Genomic DNA, 22800 nt, shown 5'->3' on the forward strand with positions numbered 1-22800 from the left:
ATCTAAATGCAACAATGATTGTTGCTATTATGGCGGGGATGATGCTGTTCGATACACTGTGGCCAACAGGCCGAGGGGGTGCGCCGAGTGCTGGACGTCAGGTTCTCCAGTGCCCTGAAGGTGCTGCTGTTTCTCGCGGTCGCGGCCGAGAGCGGCTCCCCGGTGCTGAGTTCCGCGCAGCTTGCCGAGGGTCTGGACGCCAACCCGAGCCTGGTCCGCAAGCTTCTGGTGCCGCTCGTCAGGGCGGGGCTGGTGGAGTCGGTGAAGGGTCGCGCGGGCGGTACGAGGCTGGCCCGGCCCGCTGAGGACGTCACCCTCGCCGAGGTCTACCGCTGCGCGGTCGGCGACAAGCCTTTGTGGGCATGTCGCCCCGAGAGCGAACACGTGTGCCTGGTGACCGCGCACACGACCGCGTACTTCGCCCAACTCACCGAGCAGGCCGAGCAGGCGGTGCTCGGAGCGTTCGGTGACCACACCCTCGCCGACGGCCTGCGGGATTTGCGCCGCCTGGAGCGGAACGCCGTCCAGGAGAGCTGACCCCCGCGCATCCGCTTCGCCGCCGTCCCGGGCCATCCCGCGTTCGGCGCCGCAGGACTCTGCTGACGGCGCTGTGGCCCGGATGCGGTGGATGCGGGGGAGCGGGTGTGAGGCCGCGGACGGTGTCAACGAGCTTGCGGCCTGCGACCCGTGGAGTGTCAAGGGCTCGACGAGAGCTCAACTCGCCGCAGCCAGGGCCCATGTGCAGCGCCTGCTCGTGAGCATCGCGCTCACCGACGAGGAGCGCGCCGCCGTCGACGACGGCCGGCGCGCCCCGGACGCCCCTCTCGTACGTCCGGCCGACATGGCCACGCACTGACAGCCCGACTCCCACGCGAACGACGCGCCGAGCCCGGTCGACCCCTGCCCGCCGACCAACCAGTCACCCACCGACTCCGCCGATCGAAAGAGCTGCTGACATGCGACCCACCCTGTTCACCATCGACCTGCCCGGCCCGGGCCGATTGAGCACCATGGCCAGGCCCCGCGGCTTGGACTGGCTCGAACACGAGATGAGGGCTCTGAGCATCGCAGGTGTCGACATCCTGGTGAGCGCGCTCACGCAACCCGAGATCGACGAGCTCGGTCTCGCCGGAGAAGCCCATAGAGCCTCGGCCGCAGGTCTGCGATTCGTCGCGATCCCCATCCCTGACCGCACCGTTCCAGCCCTCGCCACGGTCCTGCCCACCTTGTGCGAACTCGCCGAACAGCTCAGGGGAGGAGCCCACATCGCCACCCACTGCCGCGCCGGCATCGGACGCGCGTCCCTCCTCGCCGCCGCACTCCTGATCCTCAACGGCGTCGAACCCAACGCCGCCTGGAGCCGTATCCAACAGGCCAGGGGCCTCGCCGTCCCGGACACCGACGAACAGCGATCATGGACGCTGGAACTGATCAGGCACGCATCATCTGGACACATCAATTCCACAGAAGGCTCTGGGGCGTCGACCGGTCGTTGACACGGCTCCGGGCCGAGGGGCACGAGCTCGGGGCGGGAAGCGGCAATCTGCCTGGTGAAGGTCGTGATCCGGCCCTGATTCAAGAGCCGCACCGCGGCCGGGTCGCGGCGGTATGTTGTGGCGATGACCGATTCCGTGCCGCCCGGCGGCGCTGTCCTTGGTGCGGACGAACTGGACGCTCGGTGGGCCGATGCCTGGCGGCCGGAACAGGTCGCGGAGCGATTGGGCGAGGTCAGCGCGCCCTGGTGCATCGCGGCGGGGTGGGCGCTGGATTTGTTTGGCGGAGGGCAGTCGCGGCCCCACGGCGATCTGGAGATCGCGGTACCCGCGGCGGGGTTCGCGGAGATTCGAGCCTGCTTCCCCGAGTACGTGTTTGACGCGGTGGGCTCGGGACGGGTCTGGGCGAGGGCAGGGGCTGAGGTGCTCGCGGCCACGCACCAGACCTGGCTGCGGGATCCGGCGAGCGGTCAGTTCCTGTTCGACGTCTTCCGCGAGCCGCACGAGGGCGGGACGTGGATCTGTCGACGGGACGAGAACCTGCGGCTGCCGTACGACGCGATCATCGAGCGGACCGAGGACGGCATCCCCTATCTGGTGCCGGAGCTTGTGCTGTTGTTCAAAGCGAAGGCGGCACGGCCCAAGGACCAAGCGGACTTCGAAGGGGTGCTGCCGCTGCTGAGCCAGAGGCGGCGCGACATTCTCGCGTCGTTCGCGAGGTCGGTGTGCGGCCCGGACAGACGCTGCTGGTCAGCGGTGCGTCCGGGGGAGTCGGATCGGCGGTGCTACAGATCGCCCGCGACCGCGGCATCACGGTGATCGGCACCGCCGGGGCGGCGAACCAGGACCATCTGCGGAGCCTGGGTGCCCTTGCCACGACGTACGGCGAGGGCTGGGCCGAGCGGGTGCGGCAGCTCGGCCATGTCGACGCGGCCCTCGACCTGGCCGGCTCGGGGGTGATCCGCGAACTCGTCGAGCTGACCGGGGACCCGCAGAGGGTGATCTCCATCGCCGATCTCGATGCGCCGGAGCTCGGTGTCCGGTTCTCCGGCGTGGCCGGGAGCGTGCCGGATGCGCCGGCCGAGGCCGCCGGCCTCATCTCGCGGGGGAAGCTCCACATCCCGGTCGAGAAGTCGTACACGCTCGCCGAGGCCGGGGCGGCCCACATCGACAGCCGAGCCGGTCACACGCGCGGGCGCCGGGTCGTGGTCGTCTGAGCCGTTTCCTGCGACAGTTGCACGGTGCCTTCGGCGTCGGCAGGGCGATGACGTGCGGTGGCGCTTCCCGTGCGTACGCGCCCGCCGCGCCGCACGCTCTGGCGGAGCCGCGGTCTTGGTGCGGGCGGCCGGACGGCGATGCCGAGAGTGTGGCGCGCTGCCTTCGCCGTCCTCGCCGCCGTCACAATGCTCCGGCCCGCCTGGCGGCGGTAGCACGCGACTCCGGCGCCGACGACGCACGCCGACGACGCACGAGGGGGCGGGACCCCGCCAAGAGGCCCCGCCCCATCTTCAGTGGGTCATGCGGCAGTGAGTCATGCGGCAATGGGTGGTGCGACCGGGCTCAGAAGCGGTCCGGGGCACGCTCCGGGAGCGGAGATCCGGGGAGCGCGTCCCGCTTCTGGTTCTTCCGCGCCTCCGCGTTCGAGTCGGCCGTCGCCTCGCAGGTCACGTCCCTTGCCGGGAGCTTGCCTGTGAGCAGGTAGCCGGTGACCTCGCCGTCCGTGCACGCGTTGCCGCTCGGGTAGACGCCATGGCCCTCGCCGCCGAGGACAGTGACCATTCTCGAGCCCTTCAGGTCGGCGTGCAGGGCCTGTCCGCTGGGCAGCGGGGTCTGCGAGTCCCACTCGTTCTGGACGACCAGGGAGCCGGCCTTGTTGTTCACGACAGTGGCCGGTTCCACGGACTCGTCCCAGAACGCACAGGGCTTGATGCTGGACGCGAAGTCACCGTAGAGCGGATAACGGCCCTTGTCCTCGATGGCGTCCCGCCGGTAGCTCTCAGGATCGCGTGACCACGCGGCCGAGTTGTCGCCGCAGACCACGGCCCAGAAGCTCGCCGTCATGTTGTCGGACGGGACCTCGGCGGCATCGGCGACGGCGCCCGCCGTCCCGTCCCCCTCGGATCCGGCGAACGCAGCCAGCACTCTCGCGGAGGCGGGCTCGCCGGCCGCGGCCTTCTTCAGCTCCACGACCCCCTCGGTGGCGTACTCCGGGGTGAAGACCGCCTCGCGCATGCCGCTGCGGAGGTCATCACCGGTGTTCGGCTGCCCTTCTATCTCGATGGGCCTCTCGTCGGCCTGCGCGACCAGGTCCCAGAAGGTACGGGCGACCTCCTTCGGTGTGTCACCGAGGCCGTACTTCTCCGAGCGTGCGGCGGCCCACTCGGTCCACCGGTCGAAAGCGGGCTCGGCACCCTCGGCCCACCACTGGATCATCCCCCGCCAGGCACGCGCCGGATCGACCGCGCTGTCCAGCACGAACCGGTCGGCCCGGCCCGGGAAGAGCTGGGTGTAGACGGCGCCCAGGTAGGTGCCGTACGAGTAACCCACGTACGAGATCTTCTTCTCACCGAGGATCGCCCGGAGCAGATCCAAGTCGCGCGCGGTGTTGAGTGTGGTGATGTGCGGGAGCGTGTCGCCCGCTTTCGCCTTGCACTTGTTCGCGACGTCGCGTGCCCAGGCGACGTCCTTGCCGAACGTCTCCTCCTTGTACGGCCGCAGCGGATTCTCCTCTTCCGGCTCCAGATCGCAGGAGACCGGGCTGCTCTTCCCCACCCCGCGTGGGTCGAAGCCGATGAGGTCGTACTTCCGCTGTGCGGATTCGGGGAGCCTCTCCTGCATCCCCATCGGCATGTAGAGTCCCCGCCCGCCCGGGCCGCCGGGGTTGGAGAACAGGACACCGTGCCGCTCGTCGGGCGCGGTGCTCTTGATCCGGGATATGGCCAGGTCGATCCGCTTGCCCTCAGGAACCCGGTAATCCAGCGGGACCTTGATCCTGGCGCACTCGAACTCCGCCGGAGAGTCGGCTTCGCACCGCTGCCACTTCGGCTTCTGCTTCACGTAACGGTCCAGCGCGCCCTTGGCGGCGGACGAGGAGGCGGTCGACGGGGTGGCGGCCGGTGCGGCGATGGCCGTCGAGGTGGCGAGCGCGGGAGCCAGCATTGCCGTGACACCGACGGCCAACAGGGGCCCGAGACATCGTCTACGCACGTAATCGTTCCTTCTGGTCGCGTGTTGGGACGGAAACGATCATTCAGGTGGTGTGCGTGCGAAACATCAGCCGACGGCCTCAACTCCCCTCCGTCTGCGGAGTGATATGACGGGCCGTACATGATCCTCTGGTCGTAGGGAACGAATGCGGGGCGCACCTGGCACGCCGCCCTTCGTCAGTCTCGGCAGACGATCAGAAGCCCGGGATCCGCCTGTCCGGTGGCACGCGACGCGTCGGTTCTCAGCCGTGGCCGTCAAGAACGTGACGTTCACGGCTCGCGAGTGCGCCGGCCCAGGGCGTGAGGGGGTAGACGTCAGCTCAGTACCTGTAGCGGTTGTCCTCTGACATGAGATGTTGGCCGGTTGTCAGGCGATTTCGACGACCAGTAATTTCCTGCCACCTGAGCTCGACCAGTGGTCCTCCGGCGCAGAGGAAGCGAAGAGGCCGTGAGCCAGATGTTGTTTCGGTCGTACATCCCGTTGGGACGCTTTCCGGTCTGAGATGATCAGCGGGACCGCACGAATGAATACAAAGGTGGGGAACATGATCGGTCTGGTGCTGCTCGGCGTCTTGGTGCTCGCCGTCGGCGGATGTGTATGTGTGGTGTGGGCGGGGCGTGGCGGGCCCCGCTGGGTCCGCGGGGTGGCGACCGTGACGCTGGCCGCGGGCGAGCTGGCACGTCGCTCCAGGAAGAACCGGCGCCGGATTCCTTACGGAACCAGCAGCACCAGCGGCGGCGGTGACGACTAGGGATGGACGAAGCGGCCTGGACCGGATGGTCGAAGTCGCCCGGCAACGGTCAAGGGAGATCTCCGAGCTTCTCCGGATTCTGCATGCGGGAGCTGGAATCCGCGAAAACGAAGCAGCCGACCCCACCCCGCCATGTCCTCACCCGCGAGGGCCCGCCTCCCCCGGATCCGGAGGAGGCGGGCCCTCGGCCTACCTGTCCGCTCTCGACGAGCGCCTTGAGCCTCGGCAGTGTCTTCTCGATGCCCTTGGCATTCATCTTGGTCCAGCGGGTGCGCGCCAGCGCCAGGCCGATTGGCGAGTTGGAGAAGTCGCAGGTCTCGACGACCCGCGTCCCGCCCGGAACCTCCGGGGGCTCGTAGCGCCAGCGGTGCCTGCCAGGGTGGGCCCAGCGGGAGAGGGGGCGCTTCCCCGGTCGGCGCCGCGCCGGGGCCGACAGCCGGCGGGGCCCGGAGGTGAGGCCGCCCACTCGCCTTGCATAATCATGTGCGACGTCGCATACTCTTCCTATGTCTAAGGTTCTTACCTCCCTGCCCACCGGCGAGCGCGTCGGCATCGCCTTCTCCGGCGGCCTCGACACCTCCGTCGCGGTCGCGTGGATGCGCGACAAGGGTGCCGTCCCGTGCACCTACACCGCCGATATCGGCCAGTACGACGAGCCCGACATCGCGTCGGTGCCCGGCCGCGCGGAGGCCTACGGTGCCGAGATCGCGCGCCTGGTCGACTGCCGAGCGGCGCTGGTCGAGGAGGGCCTGGCCGCGCTCGCCTGCGGCGCGTTCCACATCCGCTCGGGCGGCCGTGCCTACTTCAACACCACCCCGCTCGGCCGCGCCGTCACCGGCACCCTGCTCGTCAGGGCGATGCTGGAGGACAACGTACAGATCTGGGGCGACGGCTCGACGTTCAAGGGCAACGACATCGAGCGGTTCTACCGTTACGGCCTGCTGGCCAACCCCCACCTGCGCATCTACAAGCCGTGGCTCGACGCGGACTTCGTCTCCGAGCTGGGCGGCCGCAAGGAGATGTCGGAGTGGCTGGTGGCCCACGGGCTGCCCTACCGCGACAGCACCGAGAAGGCGTACTCGACCGACGCCAACATCTGGGGCGCCACGCACGAGGCCAAGACGCTGGAGCACCTCGACACGGGTGTGGAGACCGTCGAGCCGATCATGGGCGTGCGCTTCTGGGACCCCTCGGTCGAGATCCCCGTCGAGGACGTGACGATCGGCTTCGACCAGGGCCGCCCGGTGACGGTCAACGGCAAGGAGTTCTCCTCCCCGGTCGACCTGGTCATGGAGGCGAACGCGATCGGCGGCCGCCACGGCCTGGGCATGTCGGACCAGATCGAGAACCGGATCATCGAGGCGAAGAGCCGCGGCATCTACGAGGCGCCGGGCATGGCGCTGCTGCACGCCGCCTACGAGCGCCTCGTCAACGCGATCCACAACGAGGACACCCTCGCCCATTACCACAACGAGGGGCGGCGCCTCGGCCGCCTGATGTACGAGGGCCGCTGGCTGGACCCGCAGGCGCTGATGGTCCGCGAGTCGCTCCAGCGCTGGGTCGGATCGGCGGTCACCGGCGAGGTGACCCTGCGGCTGCGGCGCGGTGAGGACTACTCGATCCTGAACACCACGGGACCGGCATTCAGCTACCACCCGGACAAGCTGTCGATGGAGCGCACCGAGGACTCGGCATTCGGCCCGGTGGACCGGATCGGCCAGCTCACCATGCGCAACCTGGACATCGCCGACTCGCGCGCGAGGCTCGAACAGTACGCCGGCCTCGGTATCGTCGGCACGACCCACCCCGCGCTGATCGGCGCCGCCCAGGCGGCCGCGACCGGCCTGATCGGCACCATGCCTGAGGGCGGCGCCGAGGCCATCGCCTCCCGCGGCGAGGTCTCCGGCGACGACGAGCTTCTGGACCGCGCCGCGATGGAGTTCGGCACCGACTGACCGGCCGACCGACGCCACGCGTGACCGACGCCGACGCGTGACCGAGGCCCTGGCCGGGAGGTCGGGGCCTCGGTCCGTTCGGCGCGAGAGGCGCGGGCGTTGTCAGAGGTGTGGTGCATGATCGGGGCATCGGTTGTTCGAAGGGGATGGGGACGCCATGTCGATCACGAACCAGCGGGTAGCGGGGCAGTCGTTTCTGCGACGGCTCTACTCGGACACGTATTTCCCGGATCACCTCCTCGACAAGGGGAGCGCGATCCTGCTGCGGCTGTGCGCGCGGATCGAGGCGGAGAGGCCGGCGGACCTGGCGGCCCTGTACGTGCTGACCCAAGCGGCGACGGAGGAGTTCAACCTGCTGGAGGCCGAGTTCGAGGCGGCGGGAAGCCAGATCGAGACCGTTGCGCGGGAGGAGATCGCCGAGGGCTTCTGGTTCGTCGCTTCGGCCTACGGGTTCGCGGACGCGGACGTGGAGGAGCTGATCGCCACCCGCGATTGGTGAGCGGCTGAGGGGGTGGATGGCGGGTTTCGGGGGAGATCCGCCATTCTTGCAATTAATTCATTCATGCTGATTAAGAGTTTAATTGGTCGAGTATTTGTTTTATGGCGTACGGGGTGTGGGTCGGGGTATGCTCCGTACGCACCGGGATGAAATCCTGCGAGACATGCCGCTCCAGCGGACTGCGTGGCGTACGTTCCCTCCCCGTTTTGCACGAAGGACAGCAGGAGGCGATCCGGGTGAATCCGGAATCGATTCTTCTCTCGACGTTCACCCCGGACGGCCGGGAAAATCCCTATCCTGCCCTGTCGGAACTCCGGAAAATCGCTCCGGTCCACTACAGCCAGCAGCTTGATTCATATTTCCTCACGCGTTTCTCCGACTGCCATGCGGCGCTGACGGATCCGCGCCTTCGGACTCCCGATCTCGAATGGTACGACCAGGAGGTGTCCGCCGGCCGGGAGCACCCGGCCGCCGAATTCTTCTATTCCTCCATGCTCCGCGCCAATTCCCCGCTCCATGACCGAATGCGCCGGACGGTCGGCGCGGAGTTCAGCGCCCGGCGCATGGCCGCGCTGGGACCGGCCGTGGAAGGGCGCACCCGCGAACTGCTGGACAAATTCGCCGACGCGACCTCCGGGGGCGGCACGGCGGACTTCCAGGAGATGGTGGGATATCCCCTTCCGGTGGCCGTGGTGGGCGCGCTCATCGGCGTACCCCGAGACGAACAGGACCACTTCTACCGCTACGGCAAGGACGCCGGCCGCATTCTGGAGCCGGTGCGCTCACCGGCGGACTGGGCGCGCGCCGACCTGGCCGTGGAGACCCTGCGGGAGTACTTCGCGGAACTCCTTTGCCGCCGCCGTTCGAAGCCCGCCGACGGTCTCGCCTCCAGACTCCTCGCGATGCGGGAAGCCGCCGAGGAGCCGCTCACGGAGCGGGAGCTGACGGACATGCTGCTCCTGGTGTTCGTGGCGGGCTTCGAGACCACGACGAGTCTTCTGGGCCTGACCCTCTTCGCGCTGCTGACCCACCCCGAACAGCGGGCTCTCGTCGCCGAGGATCCCGGACTGGGCCCGGCCGCCGTGGAGGAGTCGCTCAGGTGGGACACCCCGGTCCGGATGACGGAGCGCGTCGCCTCCCGGGCGCTGGAGATCGACGGCGTTCCGGTTCCCGAGGGGGCCAATGTGACCACGGTCCTCGCCGCCGCCAACCGCGATCCCGCGTGCCACGACGAACCCGACGCGTTCAGGGTGCGCCGACGGGACACCAAGGTCCTCAGCTTCAGCGCGGGACCGCACTTCTGTCTCGGCGCGGCACTGGCCCGTATGGAAGGCGCGACGCTGGTACGGCAGATACTGCCGCGCTTCCCGGACCTGGCGCTGGCCGGGCCCGCCGTACGACGTGACTCGATCAGCCTGCGCGCGTTCGACGTACTCCCGCTGTCCACCAGCGGCTGAGCGCCTGCCGCGCGCCCCAGTGGATCGCGGCGCCCCTCCCGGCGGCCCGAACGGTCCGTACGACCGCACACACCATGTCCCGGGACAAGGCCCCCTGAAGGGACCGCACATGAACTTTCTGCACACCGAACGCTCCACCCTCGAAGCGCTCATGCCCGGACTCGACACCGCGCTCGCCCGGCATCCGCTCACGGAGCTGGAGAGCGCGCCCAGCCCGGCGATCGCCCACTTCCGCACGGCAGGCGGCCCCGCGCTGCTGGTGCCCGTACGCAACGGGGGCAGCGGAGCGTCCCCGCTACAGGCGGTCCGGGCGCAACGCGCCATCGGATCCCGCTGCCCCTCGCTCGCCGTCGCCACCACCATGCACCACTTCTCGGTCGCGGGCCTGGTACGGGCGGCCCAGGACGGAACCGGCATGGAGGCACCCCTGCTGGAGACCATCGCCGCCGGGCGTCTGCTGCTGGCCTCCGGTTTCGCGGAGGGCAACACCGGCCAGAACATCCTGCGGCCGCACATCACCGCCGAACTGGTCGCCGGACGGGTGGTACTCAACGGCCGCAAGGCGCCGTGCAGTCTGTCCCACTCGATGGACCTGCTGACGGCATCCGTCGTGGTGACCGACGACCAGGGCGTCGGGCGGCTCGCCATCGCGCTCATCCCGGCGGGAACCCCCGGCCTGGAGATCCGGCCGTTCTGGGGGACCACGATCCTGGCCGGCGCCGAGAGCGACGAGATCGTCCTCACCGACGTGGAACTGGACCCGCAGTTGGTGGTGGTCACCGACGTGACCGCCGACGCCGTGCCCGACGCCGTCCACATCGCCGGGTTCCTCTGGTTCGAACTGCTGCTGACCGCCGGATACCTCGGCATCATCAGCGCTCTCGTCGAACGCGTCCTCGACCACCGGACCGGCGCGGGCGAGGACCCCGCCCCCTACCTGGTCGACACCGACGCCGCCATGCTGGCCGTGGAGGCCGTCGCACGCGCCATGGACACCGAGGAATGGACCGACGCGCTCCTGGTGAACGCCCTCACCGCACGCTACGCGGCCCAGGACGCGATCGCCCGTACCGCCCACGCCTGCCTCACGGCGCTCGGCGGCATGGAGTTCATCGGCTCGCCCGACGGCAGCTACCTGGCGTCGGCCGCGACCGCACTCTCCCACCATCCCCCCGCCCGCAGACGGATGGCCCGCCCGCTGCGGGACTTCCTCGACGGCGGCCCCCTGCGCATCGGCTGACCGGCGGCCCCGTACCTCCCTCACATGTCGCGACGAAGACGAACAGGTGCCCTCATGCAGCGAGACGTCAACGCACCCCGCCGACGACCCGGCGACGGACTGCCGGGCGCGCCCGGCGGATACCGCGTCGAAGTCCTGCCCAGCATCGAAACGCTCTCGCGCGCGATGTGGGAGGACCTCGCCCCCGCCGACGACCCCATGTGGTCCCGGGCCCTCTTCACCGCCATGGAACGCGGCGGCATCGGCCCCGACGGCTACGCCTATCTCGTCGTGCGCGACGACGCGGGGGTCCGCGCCGTACTGCCCGTCTGCCGGTTCCGGAAGCTGCGGCTCGACGGCCTCGTGGGACCGGACGAACGGCGCTTCCTGACACCCGTCGGCCGGCTGTTCCCCCGGCTGCTGCGGGTACCGGCGCTTCTGTGCGGCAATCTCCTCGGACAGGGGCACGTACTCTCCGCGGGCGGCCCCCCGGGGGAGGAGGTCCACCGGCTGCTGGTCGACGCGGCCGTGGCATACGCCCGCCGGGAGCGGCTGGGCACCGTGGTGTTCAAGGACTTCGCCCCCGCCGAGCTGGGGCCGCTGCGCCCGGCCCTGAGCCGCTCGGGCTTCTTCTTCGCGCCCGGACTGCCGGACACCGAACTGCGCCTCGGCCACGACTCGTTCGACAGCTATCTCGCAGCGCTCCCGGCCAAGCCGCGCCGCAACGCCCGGAGCAAGATCCGTAAGTTCCGGGCCCGCTCCGACCTGCGGATCGAAATCCTCGACCACTTCGAGGAGTTGCTCCCCCGGATACTCGCGCTCTACCGGCAAGTGATGGACCGCGCCGACCAGTTCCTCGACGTCCTCGACCCGTCGTTCTTCGCGGCCGTGCACGCCCAGAACGAGACGCGCCGACGCCTCGTCGCCTGCTTCGAGGGGGACACCCTGGTGGCGTTCCTGCTCTGCCTCTTCGCCGGATCGGGTGCCACCGGAGCCCGGATCGGCCTGGACTACCGCCTCGCCCATGACGCGCGGCTCTATCACATCGTGCACTACGCGGCGATCGACCTCGCCCTCGCGTCGGGCTGCGACCACATCCGGTTCGCCCAGACCGCCTACATCCCGAAGATGGAACTGGGCTGCGACCTGGTCCCGCAGTCGTACGCGATCACGCATCTGCGCCCGGTGCGCCGCGCGTTGCTGCGCCGGGTCCTTCCCCGGACGCTGGCGGCCGCGCGGGTGCGGGCGCTGGGCCCGCGTCCGGCCGCCGCGACGGATGCGCCGTCTCCCGGATCCGGCCCCCACCCGCATTCCCCTCCGGAGGCAGGACGGCCCACCCATGCCACGCGTTGAAACGCAGTTACGTATCGAGGCCCCGCCCGAGGTGGCCTGGGCGGCCGTGGTCGACGTGGAGAGCTATCCACGGTGCATGGAGAACGTCGAGTCGGTCGTCGTCACCCACCGCACCGACGAGTTCCTCCGCACGACGGCCTGGTCGGTCCGTCTCAAGGGCTCGCTGCTGCGGTGGACCGAGGAAGAGGTGATCGACCCGGCGGCACGCCGGTTCGACTTCCGCCAAGTCAGCGGTGATCTCGGTGAGTTCGTCGGACACTGGGCCGTCACCGCGGCGCCCGGTACGGGGAGCGTCGTCCGACTGCACGTGGATTTCGACATCGGCATCCCGCTGCTGGCGGACATGCTCAACTCGGTCGCCGCCGACGCCCTGCGGGAGAACGCCGCGCAGATGCTCGCCGCGCTGGAACAGCGGCTGCTGGCGGCCGGCTCCGGGCAACCGGGGGACGCCGCGTCGGCCGTATCCGTGACCGAGCCGGAGCCGGAGAGCACACCATGACCCCACCGCCACCGCCACCGCCACCGCCACCGCCACCGCCACCGCCACCGAGCCCGATCGACGCCGACCTGACGTTCGACCGGATCCGTCGCCACCTCTCCGCCAAGCTCGCGCTGGCCGGCGGCTTCGCCGGGAGCGGGGCCGTGGAGGCGAGCGCCGACGGCTGCCGGGTGAGGCTGTCGGACGGCCGGTCGGTCCTCGACTTCGGCTCGTACGCCGTCACCCTGCTCGGCCACCGCCACCCGTCCGTCGTCGCCGCGGTCCGTCGGCAGCTCGACACCATGCCCACCTCGACCCGCAGCCTGGGCAACCCGGTCGCTGCGGCCGCCGCCGCCCGCCTCGCCGACTACTTCGGAAACACCCTGCCCAAGGTCCATTTCGGACTCAACGGCGCCGACGCGGTGGAAGTCGCCGTCAAGCTCGCCCGTCTCGCCTCCGGCCGGGACCGTGTGGTGGCGGTGCGGGGCGGCTTCCACGGCAAGTCGCTCGGCGCCCTCGCGCTGACACACCACCCCCTCTACCGCACCGGGCTGCGCGGCTGCTCCGTGGACGTCGTCCACGTGGCGCCCGACGACCCCGGCGCTGTGGGCAGGGAAGTCGCCTCGGCGGACGTGGCCGCCGTCGTCTTCGAACCGGTGCAGGGCGAGAACGGCGCGTTCCGTCTCCCGCCCGACGTGCTGCGCCAGTGGTGCGCGGACGCCGCCCGGCACGGCACCTTCGTGATCGCCGACGAGATCCAGTGCGGGCTCCGCAGATGCGGCGAGCGCTCGGTCGCCCTGGCCGAAGGGCTCCGCGTCGACGCGGTGCTGGTCGGCAAGCCGCTGGGCGGAGGCGTCGTACCGCTGTCCGCGGTGGTCTGCTCCGAGGAGCTGTACGCGCCGCTGAACGCGGACCCCTTCCTCCACTCGGCCACCTTCGGCGGCCACCCCCTGAGCTGCGCCGCGCTGCCGGCCGCGCTGACAGCCATCGAGGAACTGGCCCCGCACGGGGCGAGACTGGCCCGGCTGCTGGGGCAGACCCTGGACGGTCTCCAGCACCGCTACCCGGACCTGGTCAGGGCGGTCGGCGGCCGGGGACTGCTCCGGGGGATCGACCTGGCCACCCCACGCACCGCGGGCGTGGTCGTCATGGAACTGGCCGCCGCCGGACTCCTCGTATCGCCCTGCCTGAGCAGGCCCACCACCGTGCGTCTGCTGCCGCCGCTGGTCAGCACCGAGGCGGATCTCGCGGAGGCCGCCCACATCCTCGACTCCGCGATGGCCGCGGCGGCGCGCAGCGCGGCGAGCGCACCACGACGGGCCGCCGTCGCGCAGCCGCCTCCGCCTGCGCCCGCGTCGGCACCTGAGCGAGGGAAGGAATGACCGACATGCCCACCCGTGAGGAACTCGCTCTGATCCTGCGCACCGCCGTGGCGGACGTACTCGGCACGGACATCGACGAGGTGGACGAGACCACCAACCTGATCACCGACTACGGCATCGACAGCCTGGAACTCATGGAGATCGGCGCCCGGTTGGAGAGAAACCTCGACCTGCGCATCGAGATCGAGGACCTGACCCGTACCCAGACCATCGGTGAGGCCATCGACCTGCTCGAAGCCCGATCGGCCGGGCGCACATGACCGGCGCCCACCGCTCCGGCGGGGTGCGCGTCGCCGTCACCGGAATCGGTGTGAAGTCACCGGCCGGCACCACCCCCGACGAGGTGTTCGCCACCCTGCTGGCCGCCAGGTCCACGGCGGCCGTGGTGCCGGAGCTGGTGGAGCGGGGGATGGCGGTGCGTTTCGCCTGCGTGGTGCCCCCTTTCGACACCGACGCCTACATCAGCCGCCGTGAAGCGCGCCAGATCGACCGTCCGACCGCACTCGTACTGTGCGCCGCGGCCGACGCCGTCGCCGACGCGTCGCTCTCCCCGGGACCGGCGCCGGAGCGGGCGGGCGTGCAGCTCGGTACGGGAGTCGGCGGCCTCGCCAGCATGGAGGCGACCACGCGGGACCACGGCGAGAGGCCCTCCGCCATGCCCGTACACACCGTCCCGCGCACCATGGCGAACTCGGCAGCCTGCCGCATCGCCATGCGCTACGGGTTCCGGGGCGACTGCACCACGTACGCCACGGCCTGCGCCAGCGGCACCACGGCCATCGGCGAGGCCGCGCGCCGGATCCGATACGGGGAGCTGGACGTGGCGGTGGCCGGCGGCGTCGACGCGCCCGTCACCCCCGTCATCATGGGCGGCTTCCACCGGCTGCGGGCCCTGTCCGTGCGCAACGACGCGCCGGAGCGGGCCAGCCGTCCCTTCGACGCCGACCGCGACGGCTTCGTCATCGGAGAGGGCGCCGCGGTCCTCGTCCTCGAACGCTGGGACAGGGCGCTCGCCCGCGGTGCCAGGATCTACGGCGAGGTCGCCGGCTACGCCTCCACCTGCGACGCCTTCCACATCGTGGCACCCCGGCCGGACGGCGAACCGGCGAGCCGGTGCATGCGGGGCGCCCTCGCCGACGCCGGGTACGCCCCGGCCGACATCGGGCACATCAACGCCCACGGCACGTCGACCATCCTCAACGACCAGTCCGAGGCGCGCGCCATCGCCCGCTGTTTCGACGGCCACTCGCCACCCGTCACCGCCATGAAGGGCGTCACCGGCCATCTCGTCGGCGGTTCCGGCGCGCTGGAGGCCGCACTCTCCCTCCTCTGCGCCAACCGGGGGCTGGTACCTCCCGTGGCGAACCTGCGCTCCAGCCCGGAGGCCGGCCTGGTGGACCTGGTCGTCGGGGCCCCGCGTGCCGTGGCGCCCGCCCCCGTGCTGTCCAACTCCTTCGGGTTCGGCGGGCAGAACAGCTGCCTGGTGCTGGCCCCGGCCCCGGGAGGCGACCGCCCGGCCACGACGCGCGACCCGGCGTAACCCCCCCTGCCCCTCACCGACTCACCGACTCAGCGACTCCCCGCCTCAGCGACCGGAAACGATGCCCCATGCGAATCCTTGTCACCGGCGCGACCGGCGTGGTCGGCACCGAGGTGGTCTCCTGTCTCCTCGCCGCCGGCCGGCCGCCGGACCTCACCCTCACCCGCGTGGCCCGCCGCCCCGCCGACAGCTCCATCGTGTGCTGGGACATCGGCGGCCGGCCGCCGCCCCCGGAACTGGCCGGACACTGGGACGTCATCGTGCACGCCGCGGCGTCCACCCGCTGGACGCTCAGCCGCGAGGAGGCCGTCACCGCGAACATCCGCCCCCTCCGGGCGGTACTGGCCCTCGCCGACCGGAGCACCCATCTCGTCCATATCTCCACCGCCTACGTCGCCGGGGCCCGTGACCTCGAAGACCCCCGCGGCGTTCCCTTCGACGGGTACCGCAACGGATACGAGTGGTCCAAGGCCCTGGGCGAGAGCATCGTGCGGGACACACACCGGGGGCCGCTGACACTCGTCCGCCCGCCCCTCGTCGTCGGACGCCGGCACAGCGGCGAGATCTCCCGCTTCTCCGGCCCCTACACGCTCCTCCAGGCGCTCGTCTCCGGTCTGGCCGCGGTGGTGGTCGGCGATCCCGACGGATACGCCGAGATCAGCCCCGTCAACGACGTCGCGGCAGCCGTCACCGCCGCCGTACTGGCCACCCCGCCGGCCACCCCGCGCACCGAGGTGATCGCGGGCGGCCGGGCCAGCCTGCGGCTCGCCACCCTCCTCGACATCACCTGCCGCACCATCAACGAGTGCCGGGCCGAGGCCGGGGCCGCGCCGATCGCTCAGCCGCCCATCGTCTCCGGCGACAGCTGGGACCGGTTCTTCCTGCCGCTCGCCGAGCAGTACCTCTCCCCGTTCCAGAGCCAGGCCGTCAAACTGCTCGCCATGTTCCAGAGCTACACCAGCATGGACACCCCCTTCGAACCCACCTGGCCCGTCGACGCCCCCGGAGAGGTCATGGCGGCCTCGGTACGCCACTGGGCGGCCCGCAAACCACGCCTGGCGCTGGCGAGTCCGGTGCCCTGGAAGATGATCGGCACGACTGGCTGAGGATCCCTCCGAGGATCGGATCCATGGCTGCCGGGGAACCGCCGAGGCCGTCTCTATCTCTGGTTAGAGGGGCGATCGTCCTGTGGCCGGATGCCCCCGGCCCGCGCGGGGCCCTAGCGTGGGGCACATCATGGAACGAACTGACGACCGGCTCCTTCCGGTCCTGCTGCTCGGCGCCCAGGCCGCTGTGTGGCCGGGGTACGCGCTGATGCGCGGCGTCACCCCGACGGCTGCGGACCTGCTGGTGGCCGCCCTGGTGGGCGGTCTGGTGACCGTCGCGCTCACGGCCCGCCGTACCCGCCCGGTCCCCGTCCTCATCCTGGTCGCCGCCGCCTGCGCGGTCGGGGCGGGGCCTCTGCCCACGGGAGCGGTGGCGCTGCTCGGCACCGCGGGGATCGCGCTGGCCCTGTGCACGGTGGCCACCGAGCGGGACACCACCACCGCCCTGCTGTGCGTGGTGGCCCTCGCGCTCTGGCAGCTCGTGCACGGGCTGAGCCTGCACGGTCTCGGCGGCAGCCAGGGCCTCGACCTCGTCCTCACCACGCTGCTCTACGCGACGGCCACCGGTACGGGGCTGTACCTGCGGCGACGGCGGGCCGCTCGGCAAGCCGCCGAACGGCGTCTGCACCGGGCGGAGGGCGAGCGGTACCGGCTTCCGGCCGCCGAACGGCGCCGTATGGAAAGGGAGTTGCACGACGTCAGCGCCCACCACCTCACAGCGGTCGTCGTGACGGTCGAGGCGGCGCTCGGCCTGCGCGAGCGAAGGCCCGAACTGGCCGATGAGGCAGTGGAGTTCGCCGCCCGGACCGGCCGCGAGGTGACCCGGGCGCTGGGCGCGGTGAGGGCCCCCGCCCCCTCGCCGGACGACCTCCCGGCGCCGGAGGAGCGGCTGCGGGAGCTCGTCGCCGGGTTCCGCGCCCTGGGACAGCCGGTGACCCTGCGGACCGAGGCCCTGCCGGACGGCTCCGTCGGCGACGCCGCGTTCGGCATCGTCCGCGAGGCACTGACCAACGCGGTGCGCCACGCCTCCGGCGCCCCCACCACCGTGCGATGCGTCTACGGCGACGCCCACACGGAGATCGTGGTGCGCAACGAGCCTCCGGACCTGTCGGGCCCCGGTACGGCACGTGGCCAAGGGCTCGGCGGCGGTCGCGGCCAGAACTTGCTGCGCGGCCGGGCGCGGGAAGCGGGCGGCACGCTCACCAGCGGGCCGACAACGGACGGAGGGTGGGAGGTACGGGCGGTCCTGCCGGGACGGGACCGGGCGACGCCGTCCGTATCCGTTCCGCGTACCTACCGTCTCGCCCAGTTCACCGCGGCCGCCGGGCTGTGCTTCCAGCCGCTGCTGCCGCTCCTCATCGTCAGGGAACACGCCACGTCCAGCGGGCCGGGCGTATCCGCCGGTGCGCTCTTCGCGCTGCTCGCGGCGGCGCAGGTGCTCGCGCTGCTGTGGCTGCGGCGGGTGCCGCGGACCGCGCTCGGTGTGCTGCTGGTCCTGGCCGGGCTGTGGCCGGTGGCGATGGCCATGAGCGGGTACGCCGGGCCTGTGCTTCTGCCGCCGGGGCTGAGCATGCTCGCCACGTGTGTGGCGCTCGCTACGGTGTCGGCCGGCGCCGCCGGGACCGGCCCTGTCGGCACCGGCTCCGTCGGTACTGGTTCCGTCGAGACCGGCTCCGTCCCTGTCCGGCGGACCCGTGCGCGGCCCGCGTACGAGCCCGCTCCGGGCGGGGCGGTGACGGTGGCGCGTCGGGCCCTGCCCGTGGCGGCCGCTGTGGTGCACACGGCCGCGGTGATCGCCGCCGTACTCACCGACGACGGTGGCGGCGGAGCCCCGCCCGGCTGGGCGGTCATCGGGGCCGCGACCGCCGGAGTGGCGACGCTGGTGGCCGCCGCCTGGTCTCTCGGCACCTGGTACGGGACGCGCCGGGCGGCCGACCGGGACGCGCACCAGGACCGGCTCGCCACGTGGACGGAGGAGGCCGTCCGGGACGCCTGGGCCGAGCGGCGCCGTATCACTGTCGGACTGGAGACCACCGTGCTGGCACGCACCGCCGAGCTGGTAGAGGAGGCGGAGGCGGGGCGGCTCGCGCAGACAGCGGAGCGGGCCCGTGAGGCCCTGACCGCGATGCGGTCCCTGCTGGAATCCGTCCGGGACGGGGAACAGCACGCCGAACTCCGGCCGCAGCCCACGCTCCAGGCTCTCGACCTGCTCGTCAGCCAGTGCCGGGCCACGGGCCGCCAGGTGGAGGTACGGCTCACCGCCCGGGTGCCGAAGCGGCTGCCGACGGAGGCCGACCTCGCCGCCTACCGCGCCGCCGAGACCATTCTGCGGTCGGGCGGTGACGAACCCGCCGTGCTCGTCCTCGACGCCGCGGACGGCGTCCTGACCCTCACCGCCACCGGCGCGTCCCGCGCCACCCGCCTCGCGACCCAGCGACGGTTGGCGGCGCGGGCCGCAGCCCTCGGCGGCACCCTCACCACCGACCAGCCGGATACGGTCGTGCTGCGCCTGCCCTTGAACACCGTCCCGGGCGACGGAGCCACGCCCCGGGGCGACCACGACCACGCTCCGAACGCCGAACACCCCGGCGCCGCCACCGGCCCGCACTCCCCGTCCCGCGCGGAGAGCATCCCGCGCCGGGGAGACCAGGAGGAACCCCAATGACCCTCGCCGTGATGGTCGTCGACGACCAGGCAGTCGTCCGTGCGGGCTTCGCCGCCGTCATCGACGCCGAGCACGACATGACCGTCGTCGGCGAGGCGGGCGACGGAGCCGCCGCCGTGAGCCTCGCCGCACAGCTCGCGCCGGACGTGATCGTCATGGACGTACGGATGCCCGGACTCGACGGCATCGCCGCCACCCGGATCCTCACCGGGCGCGAGAACCCGCCTCGTATCCTCGTACTGACCACCTTCGACCTCGACGCCCATGTCTTCGAGGCGCTGCGCGCCGGGGCGTCCGGCTTCCTGCTCAAGGACGTGCACGTGGCCGAACTGCTGAGCGGTATCCGGGTGGTGGCGGGCGGGGAGAGTGTCCTCGCCCCGTCCGCCACCCGTCGCCTCATCGGCCACTACGCCGCCGGCGCGCTCGCGGGACCGCGGGACGGCCAGGACGAGGCGGTCCTGGACCGGCTGACCGTACGGGAACGCTTCGTCCTCACTCTGGTGGCCTCGGGACTGAACAACGCGGAGATCGCCGCTGAACTCGGCATCACCGTCGGCACCGTCAAATCCCATGTGAACGCGCTGCTGCGCAAACTGGAGGTGCGCGACCGGGTGCAGGCGACCATTCTCGCGTACGACCTGAGCCTGGTCCGCGCGATCCCGCCGGGCGGGCGCGGCTGACGCCGAGCCGCGGTCCGGCGGCCCGCCACCGGCCGCGAGAACCCTCGAAGCGATGAACAGCCCACAGGAGGAGACCACCGACATGACCGACACGAGGAGACCACCGACATGACCGATTCGGAGTCGACCCACCCGGCCCCGCGCGCCGTGCGCCGCGCGCTCGGCAGCGTTCTCGCGCGCGGCTACCTCGTCGTATGCGCGGCCCTGCTCGTCTGGACCGTCGTGGTGGACATGGGTGACAACCCGGACGCCTCCTTCGCCGGGGTGATTCCGATCATCGCGACGGCGCCGGTGAGCCTGATCATGCTCGTACTGCCGGACCACAGCTCCATGTTCTTCCTCCCGGTCTGTCTCGGTGCCCTGGTCAACGCCGTGATCATCGGCTGGTGCGCCCAGGCGCTGCGACGGGACCACGTGAGCGGGTGAGCGGGTCGGCGGGTCGGCTGGTCAGAGAGCCGGCGGGTCGGCTGGTCAGCGGGTCAGCGGGTCAGCGGGTCAGCGGGTCAGCCGAGCTTGAGCAGCAGTTCGGTGAGCTCGACGGGCATGGTGATCATGCAGTCGTGGCCGGTCGGCAACTCCCAGACCTGTGCCGGGGTCCCGTTGGGCTGTATCGCGGGGACGGGGCGGCGGGCCATGCCCTCCGGCACACCGACAGTGCAGTGGATGTGCGTTCGTGGGATCGCGTTCACGGCGGGGTTGTCCAGGCGGACCGGCTGCTGGAGGCAGCGCACCGGCTGATCCGACAGCATGGTGCGCAGCCAGGCGACGTCTGCCGGGTCGGTGACCCCGAACAGACCTGCGGACGAAGGCATTTCGAGCAGCGGCGGAACCCGCCAGCCGCTTTCGGAGTTCACAGCGAGGTCGATCAGGGCCTGGGTCATGGGCATGACGTCGGTCGCGCTCTCGCCGTCCTCCGGGACCATCGCGTCGAGGTAGACCAAGTGTGCGATCCGATCCGGGACCTGGTTGGCCGCGGACGAGATGACCAGCCCGGCGTAGCTGTGTCCCACGAGCACCACCTCGGTGAGGTCCTCCTCGACGATCAGCCTGACGATGTCGTCGACGTGTGTCTCAAGCCCTACCTCCGGGCCGAGCAGATGCGCCTGGTCGCCGTAGCCGGTCAATGACGGCGCGAGGACCCGATGCCCGGCCGACGTCAGCAGGGGGGCCACCCGCTCCCAGCTCTGTCCGCTGTGCCAGGCACCGTGTACGAGTACATATGTAGACATGACTTAGCTCCTTGCTGTGCTTGTCCGCGTCGGGGGCGCGGAAGGATCAGGGCCACCGGCCCGGCGCGGCCCGGTCGGCATCCTCGTGGCAGCTGCCGGTGGGGCCGTCCCTGCCGATGACGGCCGGGCGGGACGACGGCTCCCCGATCTGCCATCATGGGAAACGGGACGCTGTCCCGATTGAAAATACGGGACGCTGTCCCGTTTAGCAAGCAAGGTGGCGAAGGGACGATGCGGTGAACGACAGCGATCGGAACGCGGGGCCCACGGCCCGGCCCAAACGGGCGGACGCGCGGCGTAACCAGGAGGTCCTGCTCGACTCGGCCGCCGCTGTCTTCGTCGCGTCAGGCGTGGAGGCGCCGATTCGCGACATCGCGGCCAAGGCCGGTGTCGGGACGGCCACGATCTACCGTCACTTCCCGACCCGGGCGGATCTCATCCTCGCCGTCTACCGGCACCAGGTCGAGGCGCTCGCCGAGGCCGGTCCCACCCTCCTGGCGACCAGTGCGACGCCGTACGCGGCACTGGGGCGATGGATCGACCTCTTCGTGGACTTCCTGGTCACCAAACACGGACTCGCCGCCGTACTCCAGTCCGACGACCCCTGTTTCGACCCCCTGCACTCCTATTTCCTCGACCGGGTCGTCCCCGTGTGCGGTCAGCTGCTCGATGCCGCGGCCGGTTCCGGCGAGATCCGCTCCGACCTGGATGCCTACGAGCTCATGCGCGGCGTCGGGGGCCTTTGCGCGGGCGCCGGGAACAATCCCCGCTACGACGCACGCCGACTGGTCGAGTTGCTCGTGGCGGGTCTGCGCCGATCACACTGACGCGGTCCGGGAGGGCGCGGCGGGTGTCGGTGTCGTGGTTGGGCGCGGTGGCGGTGCGTCCGGTGCGGGGGCCGGTTGTCCGGGGCCCCGATGTCCTCGGGCGCGGCGAAAGCGAGGTGCCTCCCCGTACACGCGGAGGCACCTCGCGGTGGCGGGTCAGCGAGTGAAAGTGAAGGTGGCGGCCTCGGGCTCGAACTTCGTGTCTCCGTCGTTCGCCGTGGCCAGCACGGACACGTACCAGAGGCCCTCGGGCATGTCGGCCGCCTCATCTTCGGAGACCGGCAGGGTGTAGGTGCACGCGGACGTCTCGGTCCCGGTCTTCCTGCACGTCGCCGGCTCCGCGTGTGCGAGTTCCTCCGCCGTCGGCTTGAGATCCGAACTCTTCGGCCACGCAAGGACCTTGAGGTCCCGGATGCCCGATCCGTCGGTCACCTCCGCGGCGAAGGTGAGCGAGCCGGCGGTGCCGGCCATGGGGGCGACGTAGCGGGCCGAGCTGTTCTCCACGGTCGGGTTGGAGGGGGTCGAGGCCCAGACCATGCTGCCGGCGGCGATACCGCCGAGAGCGACGGCACCGATGAGCGACGACACGACGATGCGCTTGGACATGAGTGTGTTCCTCCTGGATATGTGCATGTGCGGACCGTTGATCACACGCGTTCGACCGCTGTGCGGCGCGGTGGCTTCTCCGCTGCCCGCCTGGATGACGAGCAGGTGATGGGTGACGCGCTACGGACGTCTCCGAAGTGCTTCTCCACACGTGATGCGGCGTTGGCCGCCGAGCGGAGGAGCGGGAAGGGATCGGCGGTGGCCGATCCGATCGCGTTTCCCGATGTGTTCCGAGACTATGGCCGCAGGGATACGCGGGTCCTCGGGCTACGGGATGATTGCCGTCTCCAACCGGAGATAGAGCACCTGCGCGGCGGCGCGGCGGTGAGAGGGCCGTCGAGGCGGGCCGCTCA

20 protein-coding genes and 2 pseudogenes are annotated in these 22800 nt (G+C 71.0%); 19 read left to right on the top strand and 3 right to left on the bottom strand.

Going from position 1 to position 22800, the window contains the following annotated elements:
- The first annotated feature begins 87 nt into the window (after positions 1 to 87).
- The 4 genes and pseudogenes from OG627_RS34540 to OG627_RS34555 all read left to right on the top strand — a co-directional run.
- Positions 88 to 537: an RrF2 family transcriptional regulator gene (locus tag OG627_RS34540; RefSeq protein WP_329071966.1), complete on the top strand. Its 450-nt coding sequence runs from the start codon at positions 88 to 90 to the stop codon at positions 535 to 537.
- Positions 538 to 956: 419 nt separating this feature from the next.
- On the top strand, positions 957 to 1496 hold the full coding sequence (locus tag OG627_RS34545) for a phosphatase domain-containing putative toxin (RefSeq protein WP_329071968.1): 540 nt from the start codon (positions 957 to 959) through the stop codon (positions 1494 to 1496).
- A gap of 123 nt (positions 1497 to 1619) precedes the next feature.
- Positions 1620 to 2219, top strand: a pseudogene (locus tag OG627_RS34550) (nucleotidyltransferase domain-containing protein); the annotation flags it as partial.
- A pseudogene (locus OG627_RS34555) lies at positions 2132 to 2710 on the top strand (zinc-binding dehydrogenase); the annotation flags it as partial. The pseudogenes OG627_RS34550 and OG627_RS34555, both read left to right, overlap by 88 nt.
- A gap of 343 nt (positions 2711 to 3053) precedes the next feature.
- Here OG627_RS34555 and OG627_RS34560 read toward each other — a convergent pair.
- On the bottom strand, positions 3054 to 4700 hold the full coding sequence (locus tag OG627_RS34560; protein ID WP_329071972.1) for an alpha/beta hydrolase: 1647 nt from the start codon (positions 4698 to 4700) through the stop codon (positions 3054 to 3056).
- A 544-nt stretch (positions 4701 to 5244) separates the two neighbouring features.
- Between OG627_RS34560 and OG627_RS34565 the strand changes: the two genes are divergently transcribed.
- The 14 genes from OG627_RS34565 (at position 5245) to OG627_RS34630 (ending at position 20211) form a co-directional block, all read left to right on the top strand.
- Complete coding sequence (locus OG627_RS34565) at positions 5245 to 5451, top strand: hypothetical protein (protein ID WP_329071974.1); 207 nt, start codon at positions 5245 to 5247, stop codon at positions 5449 to 5451.
- A 506-nt stretch (positions 5452 to 5957) separates the two neighbouring features.
- Complete coding sequence (argG, locus tag OG627_RS34570) at positions 5958 to 7406, top strand: argininosuccinate synthase (protein ID WP_329071976.1); 1449 nt, start codon at positions 5958 to 5960, stop codon at positions 7404 to 7406.
- Between the two features lie 157 nt (positions 7407 to 7563).
- Positions 7564 to 7905, top strand: a complete 342-nt coding sequence (locus OG627_RS34575; RefSeq protein WP_329071978.1) for a DUF5713 family protein — start codon at positions 7564 to 7566, stop codon at positions 7903 to 7905.
- A 491-nt stretch (positions 7906 to 8396) separates the two neighbouring features.
- Complete coding sequence (locus OG627_RS34580; RefSeq protein ID WP_329071980.1) at positions 8397 to 9362, top strand: cytochrome P450; 966 nt, start codon at positions 8397 to 8399, stop codon at positions 9360 to 9362.
- Positions 9363 to 9471: 109 nt separating this feature from the next.
- Positions 9472 to 10602: an acyl-CoA dehydrogenase family protein gene (locus OG627_RS34585; protein ID WP_329071982.1), complete on the top strand. Its 1131-nt coding sequence runs from the start codon at positions 9472 to 9474 to the stop codon at positions 10600 to 10602.
- A 54-nt stretch (positions 10603 to 10656) separates the two neighbouring features.
- Entirely contained in the window at positions 10657 to 11934 is a 1278-nt protein-coding gene (locus tag OG627_RS34590) for a GNAT family N-acetyltransferase (RefSeq protein WP_329071984.1), read from the top strand.
- Positions 11921 to 12433, top strand: coding sequence for a type II toxin-antitoxin system RatA family toxin (locus tag OG627_RS34595; RefSeq protein WP_329071986.1), 513 nt, complete (start codon positions 11921 to 11923; stop codon positions 12431 to 12433). Before OG627_RS34590 ends, OG627_RS34595 begins: the two co-directional genes overlap by 14 nt.
- Positions 12430 to 13794: an aspartate aminotransferase family protein gene (locus OG627_RS34600; protein ID WP_329071988.1), complete on the top strand. Its 1365-nt coding sequence runs from the start codon at positions 12430 to 12432 to the stop codon at positions 13792 to 13794. Before OG627_RS34595 ends, OG627_RS34600 begins: the two co-directional genes overlap by 4 nt.
- A 5-nt stretch (positions 13795 to 13799) precedes the next feature.
- Positions 13800 to 14054: an acyl carrier protein gene (locus OG627_RS34605; protein WP_329071990.1), complete on the top strand. Its 255-nt coding sequence runs from the start codon at positions 13800 to 13802 to the stop codon at positions 14052 to 14054.
- Positions 14051 to 15334: a beta-ketoacyl-[acyl-carrier-protein] synthase family protein gene (locus tag OG627_RS34610; protein WP_329071992.1), complete on the top strand. Its 1284-nt coding sequence runs from the start codon at positions 14051 to 14053 to the stop codon at positions 15332 to 15334. The genes OG627_RS34605 and OG627_RS34610 overlap by 4 nt, the downstream gene beginning before the upstream one ends.
- Before the next feature lie 68 nt (positions 15335 to 15402).
- Entirely contained in the window at positions 15403 to 16440 is a 1038-nt protein-coding gene (locus OG627_RS34615) for an SDR family oxidoreductase (protein WP_329071994.1), read from the top strand.
- Positions 16441 to 16570: 130 nt separating this feature from the next.
- The gene (locus tag OG627_RS34620; RefSeq protein WP_329071995.1) at positions 16571 to 19105 is read left to right on the top strand and encodes a sensor histidine kinase; all 2535 of its coding nucleotides are present in this window, start codon (positions 16571 to 16573) and stop codon (positions 19103 to 19105) included.
- A complete protein-coding gene (locus OG627_RS34625; protein ID WP_329071997.1) occupies positions 19102 to 19785 on the top strand; it encodes a response regulator transcription factor in 684 nt (227 codons plus the stop codon). The genes OG627_RS34620 and OG627_RS34625 overlap by 4 nt, the downstream gene beginning before the upstream one ends.
- Before the next feature lie 108 nt (positions 19786 to 19893).
- Entirely contained in the window at positions 19894 to 20211 is a 318-nt protein-coding gene (locus tag OG627_RS34630; RefSeq protein WP_329071999.1) for an SCO4225 family membrane protein, read from the top strand.
- 77 nt (positions 20212 to 20288) lie between these two features.
- Here OG627_RS34630 and OG627_RS34635 read toward each other — a convergent pair whose 3' ends face one another.
- Complete coding sequence (locus OG627_RS34635; protein ID WP_329072001.1) at positions 20289 to 21014, bottom strand: alpha/beta fold hydrolase; 726 nt, start codon at positions 21012 to 21014, stop codon at positions 20289 to 20291.
- 236 nt (positions 21015 to 21250) lie between these two features.
- Between OG627_RS34635 and OG627_RS34640 the strand changes: the two genes are divergently transcribed.
- Complete coding sequence (locus OG627_RS34640) at positions 21251 to 21841, top strand: TetR/AcrR family transcriptional regulator (protein WP_329072003.1); 591 nt, start codon at positions 21251 to 21253, stop codon at positions 21839 to 21841.
- 156 nt (positions 21842 to 21997) lie between these two features.
- Here the strand turns inward: OG627_RS34640 and OG627_RS34645 are convergent, their stop codons facing one another.
- Positions 21998 to 22447 (bottom strand): DUF5707 domain-containing protein, encoded by a 450-nt coding sequence (locus OG627_RS34645; RefSeq protein WP_329072005.1) that lies wholly within the window; start codon positions 22445 to 22447, stop codon positions 21998 to 22000.
- Positions 22448 to 22800: the final 353 nt, after the last annotated feature.

It is taken from the genome of Streptomyces sp. NBC_01429 (assembly GCF_036231945.1).
GTDB lineage: Bacteria > Actinomycetota > Actinomycetes > Streptomycetales > Streptomycetaceae > Streptomyces.

Bases quoted from the DNA above. Each gene is read 5' to 3' on its own strand.
- OG627_RS34585 (WP_329071982.1), top strand. From the start codon at position 9,472: ATGAACTTTCTGCACACCGAACGCTCCACCCTCGAAGCGCTCATGCCC.
- OG627_RS34580 (WP_329071980.1), top strand. From the start codon at position 8,397: ATGCTCCGCGCCAATTCCCCGCTCCATGACCGAATGCGCCGGACGGTC.
- argG (WP_329071976.1), top strand. From the start codon at position 5,958: ATGTCTAAGGTTCTTACCTCCCTGCCCACCGGCGAGCGCGTCGGCATC.
- OG627_RS34605 (WP_329071990.1), top strand. From the start codon at position 13,800: ATGCCCACCCGTGAGGAACTCGCTCTGATCCTGCGCACCGCCGTGGCG.
- OG627_RS34630 (WP_329071999.1), top strand. From the start codon at position 19,894: ATGACCGATTCGGAGTCGACCCACCCGGCCCCGCGCGCCGTGCGCCGC.
- OG627_RS34590 (WP_329071984.1), top strand. From the start codon at position 10,657: ATGCAGCGAGACGTCAACGCACCCCGCCGACGACCCGGCGACGGACTG.
- OG627_RS34645 (WP_329072005.1), bottom strand. From the start codon at position 22,447: ATGTCCAAGCGCATCGTCGTGTCGTCGCTCATCGGTGCCGTCGCTCTC.
- OG627_RS34545 (WP_329071968.1), top strand. From the start codon at position 957: ATGCGACCCACCCTGTTCACCATCGACCTGCCCGGCCCGGGCCGATTG.
- OG627_RS34600 (WP_329071988.1), top strand. From the start codon at position 12,430: ATGACCCCACCGCCACCGCCACCGCCACCGCCACCGCCACCGCCACCG.
- OG627_RS34610 (WP_329071992.1), top strand. From the start codon at position 14,051: ATGACCGGCGCCCACCGCTCCGGCGGGGTGCGCGTCGCCGTCACCGGA.
- OG627_RS34565 (WP_329071974.1), top strand. From the start codon at position 5,245: ATGATCGGTCTGGTGCTGCTCGGCGTCTTGGTGCTCGCCGTCGGCGGA.
- OG627_RS34635 (WP_329072001.1), bottom strand. From the start codon at position 21,014: ATGTCTACATATGTACTCGTACACGGTGCCTGGCACAGCGGACAGAGC.
- OG627_RS34615 (WP_329071994.1), top strand. From the start codon at position 15,403: ATGCGAATCCTTGTCACCGGCGCGACCGGCGTGGTCGGCACCGAGGTG.
- OG627_RS34625 (WP_329071997.1), top strand. From the start codon at position 19,102: ATGACCCTCGCCGTGATGGTCGTCGACGACCAGGCAGTCGTCCGTGCG.
- OG627_RS34595 (WP_329071986.1), top strand. From the start codon at position 11,921: ATGCCACGCGTTGAAACGCAGTTACGTATCGAGGCCCCGCCCGAGGTG.
- OG627_RS34575 (WP_329071978.1), top strand. From the start codon at position 7,564: ATGTCGATCACGAACCAGCGGGTAGCGGGGCAGTCGTTTCTGCGACGG.
- OG627_RS34620 (WP_329071995.1), top strand. From the start codon at position 16,571: ATGGAACGAACTGACGACCGGCTCCTTCCGGTCCTGCTGCTCGGCGCC.